Origin of the sequence: Burkholderia sp. B10 (genome assembly GCF_004368385.1) — a bacterium.
GTDB lineage: Bacteria > Pseudomonadota > Gammaproteobacteria > Burkholderiales > Burkholderiaceae > Burkholderia > Burkholderia vietnamiensis.
Window position 1 is genome coordinate 1 of the sequence record NZ_PQMX01000073.1, and the last position, 13292, is coordinate 13292.

Here is a 13292-nt window from a genome sequence, read left to right on the forward strand (position 1 = left end):
CCCCCACACCGCGCCGCAAGCGCGGGTAGCGCAAACCCCGCCCGCCGCCCGAGCGCTTCAGAACGATTCAACTCGCGCGCGCCGATCCTGCCCTAAGCTCGGTGCGATATCGGCGCTACGCCGCCGCGCGCGGCCGCCCGCCGTGCGCACGCATCTTCTTCGGGAGCACACATCATGGAACGCGCATCGGGCCGCAAGGCCGTCATCGTCGGCGGATCGGTCGGCGGCCTGTTCGCCGCGACCGCGCTACGCGCGCGCGGCTGGCACGTCCGCGTGTTCGAGCAATCGGCGCGCGAGCTCGACAGCCGCGGCGGCGGCATCGTGCTGCAACCGCCGATCGAGCGCGCGTTCGCGTTCGGCGGCGTCGCGCTGCCCGCCAATGCGGGCGTCGATTCGATCGAGCGCATCTACGTCGACGCGCAGGATCGCGTCGTGCAACGCCTGACCATGCCGCAAACGCAAACCGGATGGAACGTGATCTATACGGCGCTGAAGCATGCGCTGCCGGACGACGTGATTCATGCCGGCGACGCGTTCGAGCGGTTCCAGCAGGACGGCGAACGGGTCGTCGCGCAGTTCGCGAGCGGCCGCGTCGAGACGGCCGATCTGTTGATCGGCGCCGACGGCGCGCGCTCGACGGTGCGCGCGCAATTGCTGCCGGACGTGCGGCCCGCGTATGCCGGCTACGTCGCGTGGCGCGGGCTCGTCGACGAACACGCGCTGCCCGAGCAGGTGCTGTACCTGCTGCGCGAGCGCTTCACGTTCCAGCAAGGCGGCGCGCACCTGTTCCTGACCTATCTGGTGCCCGGCGCGGACGGTGCGATCGAACCCGGCAAGCGGCGCGTGAACTGGGTCTGGTATCGCCGTCTCGCGTCGGAGCGGCTGCCGTCGCTGTTCCTGACCCGCGACGGCACGCAGCGCGACGGGTCGCTGCCGCCGGGCGCGATGCGCGACGACAACCGCGCCGAACTCGTGGACGCCGCCGACCGCATGCTCGCGCCGACGCTCGCCACGCTCGTCGACACGACACCGGCCCCGTTCGCGCAGGCGATCTACGATCTGGCCGTCGAGCGCATGGCGTTCGGCCGCACCGTGCTGCTCGGCGATGCCGCGTGCGTCGTGCGTCCGCACACCGCGGCGGGCGTCGCGAAGGCGGCGGACAACGCGGTCGCGCTCGCCGCGGCACTGCACGACGTTGCGCCCGGCGCGGCGTTCGACGCCGCACTCGCGACCTGGGATGCCGATCAGCGCGCGGCGAGCGCGCTGGTGTCCGCGCGCGGCATCGCGCTCGGCGCGCGCTTGATGGGCGCCGCATGAGCATGCGCATGCGCGACCCGCGCCTCGCCCGTCGTGCCCGTGCCCGTGGCCGCGACCGCGCGCTCGGGCGTCGCGTCGTGCTGCGGATTCAACGCGGCGAGCACGCTGGCGCGTCCGCCGTCGTCGTCGGGCAATTGCGGCTGGCCGCGCGCGAACGCCGGTGCGACGGCGGCCGCGAGCGCTGCGGCGAGCGCCAGCGCCGTCACGCGCGCCACGACCACACGGGCCTTCACAACGCACTCCCCGTCGCCCCGGACGGCGCCGCCGCGGCGCTCTGCGTGTGCTGCTCGCCATGCCCGAGCGCATACAGCTCGCGGTTGCGCTCGATCGTCGGCGCGCTCGGCGGGTAATCCCAGCGCGACGTCGGCACCGTGCCGTCACGCTGGGCCTGGACCAATTCGGCGAGCACGTCGGCGCGGGTCAGGCCCGCCGAGGCGCTCTGGGCGAACGCGGCCACCGGCGTGCCGATGGTGAGCGCGAGCAAGGCGGCTGCAATCATCCTGCGGTTCATGATGGAACTCCCGGAAACGATTCGATGAAGACGCATCGTCGATGCGCCGCCGGCACGAGCCCCGATGCGACTCGCTGCCTGACGTCTTCATTCTGGCGATCGCGGTGCACGCGACGCTGACCGGAACATGACAAATTCGTCATCCGCCGCCGCCGCACGCGGATGACGGTTTCGTAATCTTCGCGACAGGCTCGGGTCAACGCCGCGCCGGCAGACTGCATGCTCGCCGCATCGAACGCGGCATCCGTGCCCTGCTTCGAGGAACAACATCATGTGGATCGTCCGGCTCGCATTGCGCAGGCCCTATACGTTCGTCGTGCTCGCGCTGCTGATCTTCATCGCGGGGCCGCTTGCGCTGCTGCGCATGCCGACCGACATCTTTCCGAACATCGACATCCCGGTCGTCAGCATCGTCTGGTCGTACAACGGCTTCTCCGCCGAAGACATGGCCAAGCGCATCACGTCGAACTACGAGCGCGCGCTCACGTCCGACGTCGACGACATCGAGCACATCGAATCGCAGTCGCTGAACGGCGTGTCGGTCGTGAAGGTGTTCTTCCACCCCGGCGCGGACATCAATCGCGCGATCGCGGAAGCCGCCAGCAACGCCGCGTCGATCCTGCGCATCCTGCCGCCCGGCACGCTGCCGCCGAACATCATCACGTACAACGCGTCGACGGTGCCGATCCTGCAGCTCGGGCTGTCGAGCGACACGCTCGCCGAACAGCAGCTGTACGACCTCGGCAACAGTTTCATCCGCACGCAGCTCGCAACCGTCCAGGGCGCGGCCGTGCCGCTGCCGTACGGCGGCAAGATCCGCCAGATCGTCGTCGATCTCGACACGCGCGCGCTGCAGGCGAAGGGGCTCGCGCCGATCGACGTGGTGAACGCGATCAACGCGCAGAACCTGATCCTGCCGGGCGGCACCGCGAAGATCGGCACGCACGAGTACGACGTGCAGCTGAACGGCAGCACGCAGACGGTCGCCGCGCTGAACGACCTGCCGGTGAAGACGATCGGCGGCAGCGTCGTCTATGTGCGCGACGTCGCCCACGTGCGCGACGGCTACGCGCCGCAGACCAACATCGTGCGCGCCGACGGCAAGCGCGCGGCGCTGCTGACCGTCGAGAAGACCGGCAGCGCATCGACGCTGACGATCATCGACCAGGTGAAGGCGATGCTGCCGAAGATCGCAGCCGGGCTGCCGAAGGCGCTGCACATTGCGGCGCTCGACGACCAGTCGGTGTTCGTGAAGTCCGCGATCCAGGGCGTCGTGCGCGAGGCGCTGATCGCCGCGTGCCTGACCGCGCTGATGATCCTGCTGTTCCTCGGCAGCTGGCGCGCGACGCTGATCATCGCGGTGTCGATTCCGCTCGCGGTGCTGACGTCGCTGCTCGCGCTCGGCGCGCTCGGCCAGACCATCAACATCATGACGCTCGGCGGGCTCGCGCTGGCGGTCGGCATACTCGTCGACGACGCGACCGTCGCGATCGAGAACATCACGCATCATCTCGAACGCGGCGAGCCGCTCGAGGACGCGATCCTCACCGGCGCCGGCGAGATCGCGGTGCCGACCTTCGTGTCGACGCTGTCGATCTGCATCGTGTTCGTGCCGATGTTCCTGTTGACGGGCGTCGCACGCTACCTGTTCGTGCCGATGGCCGAGGCGGTGATCTTCGCGATGGTCGCGTCGTACTTCTTCTCGCGCACGCTGGTGCCGACGCTCGCGATGGTGCTGATGCGCGCGAAGGGCCAGGGCCGCCCGCCGCGCGGCGTGTTCGCGCGTATCGCCGGCCTGCAGGCCGCGTTCGAACGCCGCTTCGACGCGATCCGGCTCGGCTATCGCGCGCTGCTCGCCGCGGCGATCGCGCACCGGCGCCGCTTCGCGGCCGCGTTCGTGCTGGCGTGCGTGGCGTCCACGGGCCTGTTCGCGTTCGCCGGCCAGGACTTCTTCCCGGCGATCGACACCGGCGAGATCCGCCTGCATCTGCGCGCGCCGACCGGCACGCGGATCGAGCAGACCGCACGGCTGACCGACGAAGTCGAGGCCAAGGTGCGCAGCGTGATTCCGGCGCGCGAACTGGCCGGCATGCTCGACAACATCGGCGTGCCGGTGAGCGGGATCAACCTCACCTACGACTCGTCCGACCCGATCGGCACCGAGGACGCCGACGTGATGATCACGCTGAAGCCGGGCCACGCGCCGACCGCCGCGTACGTCGCACGGCTGCGCAACCTGCTCGCGCAGTCGTTCCCCGGCGTGACGTTCGCGTTCCTGCCGGCCGACATCGTGAGCCAGATCCTCAATTTCGGGCTGCCCGCGCCGATCGACATCCAGATCGTCGGCAACAAGCTGGATCAGAACCGCGCGGTCGCGAACGCGCTGCTCGCGAAACTGCGCGGCGTGCGCGGTTTGGTCGACGCGCGCATCCAGCAGCCCGGCGACGAGCCGGCGATCGACGTGAACGTGGACCGCACCAAGGCGATCGAGGCCGGGCTCCAGCAGCGCGACGTCGCGCAGAACCTGTTGATCGCGCTGTCCGGCAGCTCGCAGACGACGCCGAACTTCTGGCTCGATCCGCGCAACGGCGTGAGCTACCCGGTGCTCGTGCAGACGCCGCAGTACACGATCGATTCGCTGCAGGCGCTCGCGAACGTGCCGTTGCCGACCGGCGGCACGCCGGCGCCGCAGCGCCCGGCCGGCGGCCCGGCGGCCGGTGCGCCCGCGCAAAACCTGCTCGGCACGCTCGGCAGCTTCTCGCGCACGACGCAGCAGGCGGTCGTGTCGCACTACAACGTGCAGCCGGTGCTCGACATCTTCGCGTCGGTGCAGGGGCGCGACCTCGGCGCGGTCACGGCCGACGTGACGAAGCTCGTCGACGACGCGCGCGCGCAGCTGCCGCCCGGCTCGTCGATCGTGCTGCGCGGCCAGGTGCAGGCGATGCACGAGTCGTTCGCCGGGCTGCTCGGCGGTCTCGCGCTCGCGATCGCGCTGGTCTACCTGCTGATGGTCGTCAATTTCCAGTCGTGGCTCGATCCGCTCGTGATCGTCGGCGGCCTGCCGGCGTCGCTGGCCGGCATCGCGTGGATGCTGTTCGTGACACGCACGACGCTGTCGGTGCCGGCGTTGACCGGGACGATCCTGTGCATCGGCATCGCGACTGCGAACAGCATCCTCGTCGTCAATGCGGCGCGCGAGCTGCTCGCCGGCGGCGCATCGCCGTGGCAGGCCGCGCTCGACGCCGGCTTCAGCCGCTTCCGTCCGGTCGTGATGACCGCGCTCGCGATGCTGATCGGGATGCTGCCGATGGCGCTCGGCCTCGGCGACGGCGGCGAGCAGAACGCGCCGCTCGGCCGCGCGGTGATCGGCGGGCTCGCGTTCGGCACGCTGTCGACGCTGCTGTTCGTGCCCGTCGTGTTCGGCTTCGTGCACGCGTGGCTCGAGCGGCGTCGCGACGCGGCGGGCGCGCGTGGTGCGCTTGATATGCGCGATGCGCCCGAAGCCCCCGATACGCCGGCGCTGCGTTGAGCGCGGACGGCCGCTCCTTCATCCCTCGACTCGCCCCGACCCCGGACCCATCATGAACGACTCGATCGAACCCGTCGCCCCGCCGCCGGCTGGCGAAGCCGGCACTTCAACCGCCGCGATTGCAACGGCGGCGACGTCTGCGACGCGCGCCACCTCGGCCACCTCGGCCACGTCTGCTACGTCCGCCACGTATGCCACGCCCACCGCCACACCCTATGCAGCACCCGACGCGCCGCCCGCCCGCGGCGGCCGCAAGCTGGCCGTGCCGCTCGCCGGCATCGCGCTGGCGGCCGTGCTGCTCGCGATCGGCATCGTGCCGCGGCTCGACGCGCGCGCCGCGCAGCGTGCGCAGGTGGCCGCCCAGCAGGTGCTGCCGGTGTCGGTGATCGTGCCGGGCGCGGCGCCGGCCGACCAGACGCTCACGCTGCCGGGTGCGGTGATGCCGTACGAGGAGGCGTCGATCTATGCGCGTACGAGCGGCTACATCGCGCACTGGAGCGCCGATCTCGGCGCGCGCGTGAAGGCCGGCCAGGCGCTCGCGCAGATCGCCGCGCCCGACCTCGACGCGCAGTTGCGCCAGGCGCGCGCCGACGCGGCCACTGCGCAGGCGAACTACGACTATGCGAAATCGACCGCGCAGCGCTGGCAGCAGATGCTCGCCACGCAGTCGGTATCGCAGCAGGACGCCGACACGAAGGCCGCCGACATGAACGCGAAGCGCGCGATGCTCGCCTCCGCGCAGGCCAATGTCGCGCACCTCGCCGAACTCGTGTCGTACGAGTCGGTCACCGCGCCGTTCGACGGCGTGATCACCGCGCGCGACGTCGACGTCGGCACGCTCGTCACCGCGGGCGGCACGCCGGGCAGTGCGGGGCTGTCCGGCGAACTGTTCCATCTCGAGCAGACCGACACGCTGCGCGTGTTCGTCGACGTGCCGCAGGACAGCGCGACCGGCATCACGACCGGCACGCAGGTCTACCTGAACACGCAGCAGTATCCGGGGCGCCGCTTCGCCGCGCGCGTCGCGCGCACCGCCGGGGCGATCGATCCGGTCACGCGCACGCTGCGCGTCGAGATCGACGTCGACAACCGCGATGGCGCGCTGCTGCCCGGCGCCTATGCGCAAGCGCATCTCGTCGTGCCGAGCGCGGCGCCCGCGCTCGAATTGCCGGTCAGCGCGCTGCTGTTCCGTCCGAACGGCGTGACGGTCGCGACCGTCGACGCGCACGGACGCACCGCGCTGAAAACCGTGCAGATCGGCCGCGATTTCGGCACGCGCGTGGAGATCGTCGCAGGGCTCGCGCCGACCGATCGCGTGATCGACAACCCGGGCGATGCGATCGCCGCGGGGGAAGCCGTGAAGATCGTGGCCCGCGCGGGTTCGGCAGTTGGCGCACCGGTTGCCTCACCCGCTGGCGCGTCGGTTGCGTCAGCCGTTGCCGCACCGCTTGCCGCATCGTCCGCGCACGCCGTGCCGTCCCGGCCCACGACCGCCGCGTCACCGGCGTCTGCGCCGACATCGACACCGACCCACAGCTGATTCATCGACGACCACCCGCGAGATGCCCGCCATGCGCCTTCTTCGTCATCCGCTCCCGTTGGCCCGGCACATCGTCGCGCTCGGGGCCGCCGCCGCGCTGACCGCGCACGCCGTACCGTCCCGGCTCACGACCGCCGCCGCCCCGCCGCCATCTGCGTCGACATCGACACCGACCCAAAGCTGATTCATCGACGACAACCCGCGAGACACCCGCCATGCGCCTTCTTCGTCATCCGCTCCCGTTTGCCCGCCGCATCGTCGCGCTCGGCGTCGCCGCCGCGCTGAGCGCGTGCTCGACGCTGCCACCGTACGCGCCGCCGTCCGTCGCCGTGCCCGCCCGTTACGCGGGCGCCCCGGCCGCCGCAGCGGCCCAGGCCGGCTGGCACGTCGCGGTGCCGGCCGACGCCGCCGCGCGCGGCGCGTGGTGGACCGTGTTCGGCGACGCCGACCTGAACGCGCTCGAAGCCCGCGTCGACGTGTCGAACCAGACGGTGAAGAAAGCCGTCGCCGATCTGCAGCAAGCACGCGCGATGGTCGATTACCAGCACGCCGGCTTCCTGCCGACGATCACCGCGGGCGCCGCGCAAAGCCGCGCGCGCGTGTCGCAGAACCGGCTCGGCTCGTCGCTCGCCGGCAAGACCACGCCCGACTATCAGGCCGGCGTCGCCGCGAGCTGGGAGCCCGACGTGTTCGGCCGCGTGCGCGACGCGGTGGCCGGCGCGCAGGCCGATGCGGCCGCGAGCGCGGCCGACCTGCAGGCCGTGAAGCTGTCGGTGACCGCCGAACTCGCGACCGACTATTTCGCGCTGCGCTCGCTCGATACGCAGAAGCAGTTGCTCGACGACACGGTGCGCGCGTACGCCGACGCACTCACGCTGTTGCAGCAGCAGTTGGCGGCCGGCGCGATCGACGCGTCGGCGGTCGCGCAAGCCGACACGCAGCTCGAAGCGACGCGCACGCAGGACACCGACATCGACGCAGCGCGCGCGCAACTCCAGCATGCGATCGCGACGCTCGTCGGCGAGAGCGCGTCGACCTTCGCTCTGCCGCCGCGCATGACGCCGTTCGCGGTGCCGGCCATTCCGGCCGGCGTGCCGTCGCAGCTGCTCGAACGGCGGCCCGACATCGCGGCGGCGGAACGCCGCGTCGCGGCCGCGAACGCGCAGATCGGCGAGGCGCGCGCCGCGTTCTTCCCCGATCTCGTGCTGTCCGCGAGCGCCGGCCTCGAAAGCTCGTTCTTCGCGCCGTGGCTCACCGCGCCGAGCCTGTTCTGGTCGATCGGCCCGCAGCTCGCCGGCACGCTGTTCGACGGCGGACGCCGCAGCGCGTCGCTGCGCGGCGCGCACGCGCAATACGACGGCGCGGTCGCCGGCTATCGGCAAACCGTGCTGGTCGCGTTCCAGCAGGTCGAGGATCAGCTGTCGACGATCGCCGCGCTCGCGTCCGAAGCGCGCAGCCAGCAGCGCGCGACCGACGCGGCCGACCTGTCGCTGCGGCTGACGACGAACCGCTTCAACGCGGGCGCGGTCAGCTATCTGGACGTGGTCACCGCCCAGACGATCGCGCTGACGAACCGCCGCACGGCCGACCAGATCGACGCGCGCCGCATGGAAGCCGAAGTCGGCTTGCTGAAGGCGCTGGGCGGCGGCTGGCAAGGCGCCGCGAGCCGCGACGCAGACGCGGCGGCCGGCGCGCAACCGGCGCCGTCAGCGGCGACGGACGACCGCGCGGCCGTCACGCCGGCGGCGGCGGGTTGAACGTGAGGATGAAACGCGTGCCGCGCGCGTCGCTCTCGACGCGCACGCTGCCGCCGTGCAGCTCCATCACCGAGCGCACGATCGCGAGGCCGAGCCCGGCCGTGCCGCCCGGCGCACCGCCGCTGCGCGCGGGGTCGCCGCGCACGAACCGGTCGAAGATCCGCGGCAGCAGCGCCGCGTCGATCGGCTCGCCCGGATTCGCGACGACGACCTGCACGGCGTCCGCCGTTTCGTCGACCGCCAGCGTGATCACGCCGCCGGCCGGCGTGTAGCGCAGCGCGTTGGCGAGCAGGTTGCCGATCGCGCGGCGGAACAGCTCGACGTCGGCCGTCAGCCGGCCGTGCCCTTCGACGCGCAGCGTCGAGCCCGCTTCGTCGGCGAGCCCCTCGAAGTATTCGGCGATGCGATCGAGTTCGTCGCGCACGTCGAATGCGCGCTGCCGCGTGACGAAGCTCGGGTGCTCGGCGCGCGCGAGAAACAGCACGTTGTCGATCATCCGCGCGAGACGGTCGTATTCCTCGAGGTTCGATTCGAGCAGCGCCTGGTATTCGTCGGCCGAGCGCGGCCGCGCGAGCGCGACTTCCGTTGCGCCGCGCATGTTGTTCAGCGGCGTACGCAGGTCGTGCGCGAGATCCGCGCTGAACTGCGACAGGTGCGCGAACGCCTGCTGCAGGCGCGCGAGCATCGCGTTCTGCGCGTCGACCAGCGCGCGCAGCTCGTGCGGCGCGCGCGACGCGTCGAGCCGCGTGTCGAGCTTGTCGACCGTGATCCGGCCGGTGTTCGCGACGATCTCGCGCAGCGGCGCAAGCGCCGTGCGGATCAGCCAGTAGCCGAACAGCAGCGCGAACAGCGCGCCTGCCGCGCCCGCAATCTTCAGGCGGGTGCGGTAGCCGTCGAGCAGCTGCGCGCGGTCGCGCATGTTGCGCGCGATCGCGATGCGGATCGGCGTGTGATCGCCGAGCGCCGCGGCGATCACGACGCCTCGCATCGGCGTGCCGCCGTCGACCGTCCACGTCTGCAGCCGCTCGGCCGTGATCCGTTCGTTGGCGGGCACCGGCACGGCGCGGGGCGCCAGCAGCTGCGCGTCGGTCGGTGCGCCCGGCGCGTCGTAGAGCGCCGCGTCGGGTGCGCTCAGCCGGACGTTGTGGCGCACCAGCACGTCGCCGTTGGCGTCGAGGACGACCATCGACAGCGCCTCGTTGCCGAGCACCTGACTCGTCAGGCGCTCCGCATGCGCGCGCACCGCGTCGAGCGATTCGAGCTCGCCCGCGAGCCGGCGCGTGTGGCGCGCGGCCAGCACGATGTCGAGATCGTCCTGCGTGTTCACCTGCCGCTCGAGGCCCATGTACACGTAAGTGCCGACGAGCGCGAACGCGGCGAGCGTGGTCGCGGCGAACGCGAGCGCGAGCGTCGCCGACAGCGATCGCAAGCGCGTCATGCGTCGTCCTTCGGTTCGAGCACGTAGCCGACGCCGCGCACCGTATGGATCAGCTTCACCGGGAAGGCGTCGTCGATCTTCGCGCGCAGGCGCCGGATCGCGACTTCGACGACGTTGGTGTCGCTGTCGAAATTCATGTCCCAGACGTAGGACGCGATCTGCGTGCGGCTCAGCACCTCGCCCTGCCGGCGCGCGAGCAGTTGCAGCAGCGAGAATTCGCGCGGCGTCAGGTCGATCCGCACGGCGCCGCGCTTCACGCGGCGGCGCACCACGTCGATCTCCAGATCGCCGACCGCCAGATGCTCGGTTTCGCGCGGCGGGCCGCGACGCGCGAGCGTGCGGATGCGCGCCAGCAGCTCGACGAAGGCGAACGGCTTCACGAGGTAATCGTCGGCGCCGAGTTCGAGCCCGTGCACGCGGTCCTGCACGTCGTCGCGCGCGGTCAGGAACAGCACGGGCGTGGTGTGCGTGTCGCGCAGCCGCTTGAGCACGCCCCAGCCGTCGAGCACCGGCAGCATCACGTCGAGCACGATCACGTCGTAGCGCTCTTCCTGCGCGAGCATCAGCCCTTCACCGCCGTCTTTGGCGAGATCGACGCTGAATCCGGACTCCTCCAGACCCTTCTTCAGGTACGCGCCCGTCTTCGGTTCGTCTTCGACTATCAGGATGCGCATCGCCGGCTCCGTCGCATGGGGAAAGATGCGGCGATGTTACCGGGAAACGGCGATGGCGAGACGTTCCGTGCATGCGCCGGCAGCGTCGATGACGAAACTGTAATGTGCCGGTCATCATCGCGTTCGGCGGCGACCGCGGCATGCGGCACATGGCGTGCCGCACGCGGCCGGCCCGGCGGCGAGCTGGGCACCGCCGGGCACCGCCGCGATGCCGTCTGCGCGTCGGCGCCCGGACGCGCGTTACACCATCGCCTGGCTGACGAGCGCGTACAGCCCGCAGTCCGGATCGTGCGGCGCGCCGTGCGCCGCGGCCGGCGCGTTGCGGACCATCTTCGAACAGGTGTCGACGCGCTTCAGGCCCTGCGCATCGAGCCAGTCGGGCAGGCAGGTGCCGGACGGCACGTCGATGCGGACGAATTCGCCGTCGCGCGCGCGCAGCCAGTGCGCGATCAGCGCCTTCGCATGCGCATCGTCGGGCGAACGCGGCGCGACGACCGGGCCGACCACGTGGCCGCGGCCGAAGCGGCGCAGCACCGCAAAGCCGGTGATCTCGCCGCCGCGCTCCAGCACGACGCCTTCGCCGCGCGCGAGCAACGCGGCCAGCAGCGCGGCGCGCCCGAGCCCGGACGCGCGCGTGTCGAGCGCCACCAGGCAATCCAGGTCGGCCGGCGTGGCCGCGCGCAGACGCTCGCCGTCGGCGAGCGTCACCGACGCAGGCCGTTCGACGTTGCCTTGAAACTGATCCAGCGAGCCGCACACGGCGAAGCCGAGCTTTTCGTAGAGCGGCTGGCCGGCCGGCGTCGCGTGCAGGAAGGTGATGCGCGGCCCGAGCTCGTCGAGCACGATCTCCATCAGCGCGCGCCCGATGCCGCGCCCCTGGTGCTCGGACGACACGATCACGTGTCCGAGCGCAGCGCGATCCGCGCCGTACTTCCAGCACATCGCCGTACCGATCACCACGCCGTCCTCCTCGGCGACGAACGCGGTCGACGTGTCGGCGGAGAACTGCCAGTCTTCAGCCCGGAACGGCCAGCGCAGCGCCATCGACAGCGCATGGGCTCCGCTCACGTCGGCGGCGGTGAAGCGTCGATAGTGCAGCGCCGTCGCCGGCGCGGCAGCGTTGGTCGCGTGTTCGTGTGTCATCGGGCGATCCCTCTTGTGTCGTGTGTCGAGCCGGCGCGGACGACGGCCCGCGCCTGTGTTGCCGTATCGTCGGCGACATCGCGCGGCGTGTTCGCAGCGGTCACTATAGGAACAGGCGTGTTTGCTGTGGCTAACGCACGCTTAAGCGTTCGTTAGCCGCCGTTTAATGCGGCGCGTTCGAAGCCGCGCAGCGTCATGCCGCGCGCGCGAAATACCGCTGCGCCAGCGACACCCAGTAGCGCACGCCGGCCGGAATGATGTCGTCGTTGAAATCGTATTTCGGGTGATGCAGCGCCGGCGCCGCGTCGCCGTCCGCCGCGTTGCCGATCAGCACGTACGCGCCGGGCCGCTCCTCAAGCATGAAGCCGAAGTCTTCGGACGTCATGTTCGGCGGCACCTCGCGGCGCAGGCGCTGCTCGCCGAAGGTGTCGCGAATCACCGCCTCGCACAGGGCCGTCTCGGCCGGCGTGTTCACCGTCGCCGGGTAGTACTGAAAGAACTCCACCTCCGCGCGCGCGCCGCTCGCGCCGGCCAGCGCCTCGCACATGAGCCGGACGTCGCGCTGCAACTGCTGCTGCAACGCGGACGACAGCGTGCGGATCGTGCCGCGCAGCTCGGCGCTGTCGGGAATGACGTTGTCCGTGGTGCCGGCCTGGAACATGCAGACGGAGATCACGGCCGGATCCACCGGGTCCTTGTGCCTTGCGGCGATCGTCTGGCACTGCAGCACCATCGCGCAGGCGAGCGGGACGGGATCGATGCCGAGATGCGGCTGCGCCGCGTGCGCGCCCTTGCCTGTGACCGTGATGCGGAACCGCGAGCCGGCCGCCATGATCGGGCCGGTGCGCAACCCGAAGTGCCCGGCCGGCAGGCCGGGCCAGTTGTGCATGCCGAACACCGCTTCGGTCGGAAACTGCTCGAACAGGCCGTCGTCGATCATCTTACGCGCGCCCGCGCCGCCTTCCTCGCCCGGCTGAAACACGAAGTGGACGCTGCCGGCCAGCTGCGGCAGCTCCCGGAGCACGCGCGCGGCGCCGAGCAACATCACCGTATGGCCGTCATGCCCGCAGGCGTGCATCACGCCGTGCGTGCACGACGCATGCGCGAAGTCGTTGGCTTCGCGAATCGGCAACGCGTCGAGGTCGGCGCGCAGCACGATGCCGCGGCTCGGGTCCGCGCCGGGCAGGCTCGCGACCACGCCGGTGCCGCCGAGCCCGCGCGACACCGCGTAGCCGAGCGCCGCGAGTTCGCGGGCCACGACGTCGGCGGTCCGGTGCTCGTCGAATCGCAGTTCGGGATGCGCATGCAGGTCGCGGCGCAGGCTCGCCCAGTGGGCGCGATGCGCGCTCAGCGACGCTTCGGAGAGAATGGCGTGTTCCAAGT

General features: G+C 71.3%; 10 protein-coding genes. 4 read left to right on the plus strand and 6 right to left on the minus strand.

Annotated elements, in window-relative coordinates; genetic code table 11:
- Positions 1-174 precede the first annotated feature (174 nt).
- Positions 175-1317, plus strand: a complete 1143-nt coding sequence (locus C3Y15_RS26170; RefSeq protein WP_011880455.1) for an FAD binding domain-containing protein — start codon at positions 175-177, stop codon at positions 1315-1317.
- On the opposite strand, the gene C3Y15_RS26175 is transcribed toward C3Y15_RS26170, so the two are convergent.
- A complete protein-coding gene (locus tag C3Y15_RS26175) occupies positions 1245-1550 on the minus strand; it encodes a hypothetical protein (protein WP_041494395.1) in 306 nt (101 codons plus the stop codon). The genes C3Y15_RS26170 and C3Y15_RS26175 overlap by 73 nt on opposite strands.
- On the minus strand, positions 1547-1828 hold the full coding sequence (locus C3Y15_RS26180) for a DUF4148 domain-containing protein (protein WP_011880456.1): 282 nt from the start codon (positions 1826-1828) through the stop codon (positions 1547-1549). Before C3Y15_RS26180 ends, C3Y15_RS26175 begins: the two co-directional genes overlap by 4 nt.
- A 271-nt stretch (positions 1829-2099) precedes the next feature.
- Here C3Y15_RS26180 and C3Y15_RS26185 point away from each other — a divergent pair, with 271 nt between their 5' ends.
- The 3 genes from C3Y15_RS26185 (at position 2100) to C3Y15_RS26195 (ending at position 8654) form a co-directional block, all read left to right on the plus strand.
- Positions 2100-5357 carry an efflux RND transporter permease subunit gene (locus tag C3Y15_RS26185; RefSeq protein ID WP_124260068.1) on the plus strand — a complete coding sequence of 1086 codons (3258 nt, stop codon included), beginning with the start codon at positions 2100-2102 and terminating at the stop codon, positions 5355-5357.
- A 52-nt stretch (positions 5358-5409) separates the two neighbouring features.
- Entirely contained in the window at positions 5410-6897 is a 1488-nt protein-coding gene (locus C3Y15_RS26190) for an efflux RND transporter periplasmic adaptor subunit (protein WP_124260067.1), read from the plus strand.
- A gap of 215 nt (positions 6898-7112) precedes the next feature.
- Positions 7113-8654, plus strand: coding sequence for an efflux transporter outer membrane subunit (locus C3Y15_RS26195; RefSeq protein ID WP_124260066.1), 1542 nt, complete (start codon positions 7113-7115; stop codon positions 8652-8654).
- Here the strand turns inward: C3Y15_RS26195 and C3Y15_RS26200 are convergent.
- The 4 genes from C3Y15_RS26200 to C3Y15_RS26215 form a co-directional block, all read right to left on the minus strand.
- Positions 8632-10092: a heavy metal sensor histidine kinase gene (locus tag C3Y15_RS26200; protein ID WP_124260065.1), complete on the minus strand. Its 1461-nt coding sequence runs from the start codon at positions 10090-10092 to the stop codon at positions 8632-8634. The genes C3Y15_RS26195 and C3Y15_RS26200 overlap by 23 nt on opposite strands.
- Positions 10089-10766 (minus strand): heavy metal response regulator transcription factor, encoded by a 678-nt coding sequence (locus tag C3Y15_RS26205; protein WP_011880461.1) that lies wholly within the window; start codon positions 10764-10766, stop codon positions 10089-10091. Before C3Y15_RS26205 ends, C3Y15_RS26200 begins: the two co-directional genes overlap by 4 nt.
- A gap of 240 nt (positions 10767-11006) precedes the next feature.
- Positions 11007-11909 carry a GNAT family N-acetyltransferase gene (locus tag C3Y15_RS26210; RefSeq protein WP_124260064.1) on the minus strand — a complete coding sequence of 301 codons (903 nt, stop codon included), beginning with the start codon at positions 11907-11909 and terminating at the stop codon, positions 11007-11009.
- A 193-nt stretch (positions 11910-12102) separates the two neighbouring features.
- Positions 12103-13290 carry a M20 aminoacylase family protein gene (locus C3Y15_RS26215; protein WP_124260063.1) on the minus strand — a complete coding sequence of 396 codons (1188 nt, stop codon included), beginning with the start codon at positions 13288-13290 and terminating at the stop codon, positions 12103-12105.
- Positions 13291-13292 lie beyond the last annotated feature (2 nt).

What these genes read in the sequence shown, in the direction of transcription:
- C3Y15_RS26170 (WP_011880455.1), top strand. Translation starts at nt 175, where the DNA reads ATGGAACGCGCATCGGGCCGCAAGGCCGTCATCGTCGGCGGATCGGTC.
- C3Y15_RS26180 (WP_011880456.1), bottom strand. Translation starts at nt 1,828, where the DNA reads ATGAACCGCAGGATGATTGCAGCCGCCTTGCTCGCGCTCACCATCGGC.
- C3Y15_RS26185 (WP_124260068.1), top strand. Translation starts at nt 2,100, where the DNA reads ATGTGGATCGTCCGGCTCGCATTGCGCAGGCCCTATACGTTCGTCGTG.
- C3Y15_RS26190 (WP_124260067.1), top strand. Translation starts at nt 5,410, where the DNA reads ATGAACGACTCGATCGAACCCGTCGCCCCGCCGCCGGCTGGCGAAGCC.
- C3Y15_RS26195 (WP_124260066.1), top strand. Translation starts at nt 7,113, where the DNA reads ATGCGCCTTCTTCGTCATCCGCTCCCGTTTGCCCGCCGCATCGTCGCG.
- C3Y15_RS26200 (WP_124260065.1), bottom strand. Translation starts at nt 10,092, where the DNA reads ATGACGCGCTTGCGATCGCTGTCGGCGACGCTCGCGCTCGCGTTCGCC.
- C3Y15_RS26205 (WP_011880461.1), bottom strand. Translation starts at nt 10,766, where the DNA reads ATGCGCATCCTGATAGTCGAAGACGAACCGAAGACGGGCGCGTACCTG.
- C3Y15_RS26210 (WP_124260064.1), bottom strand. Translation starts at nt 11,909, where the DNA reads ATGACACACGAACACGCGACCAACGCTGCCGCGCCGGCGACGGCGCTG.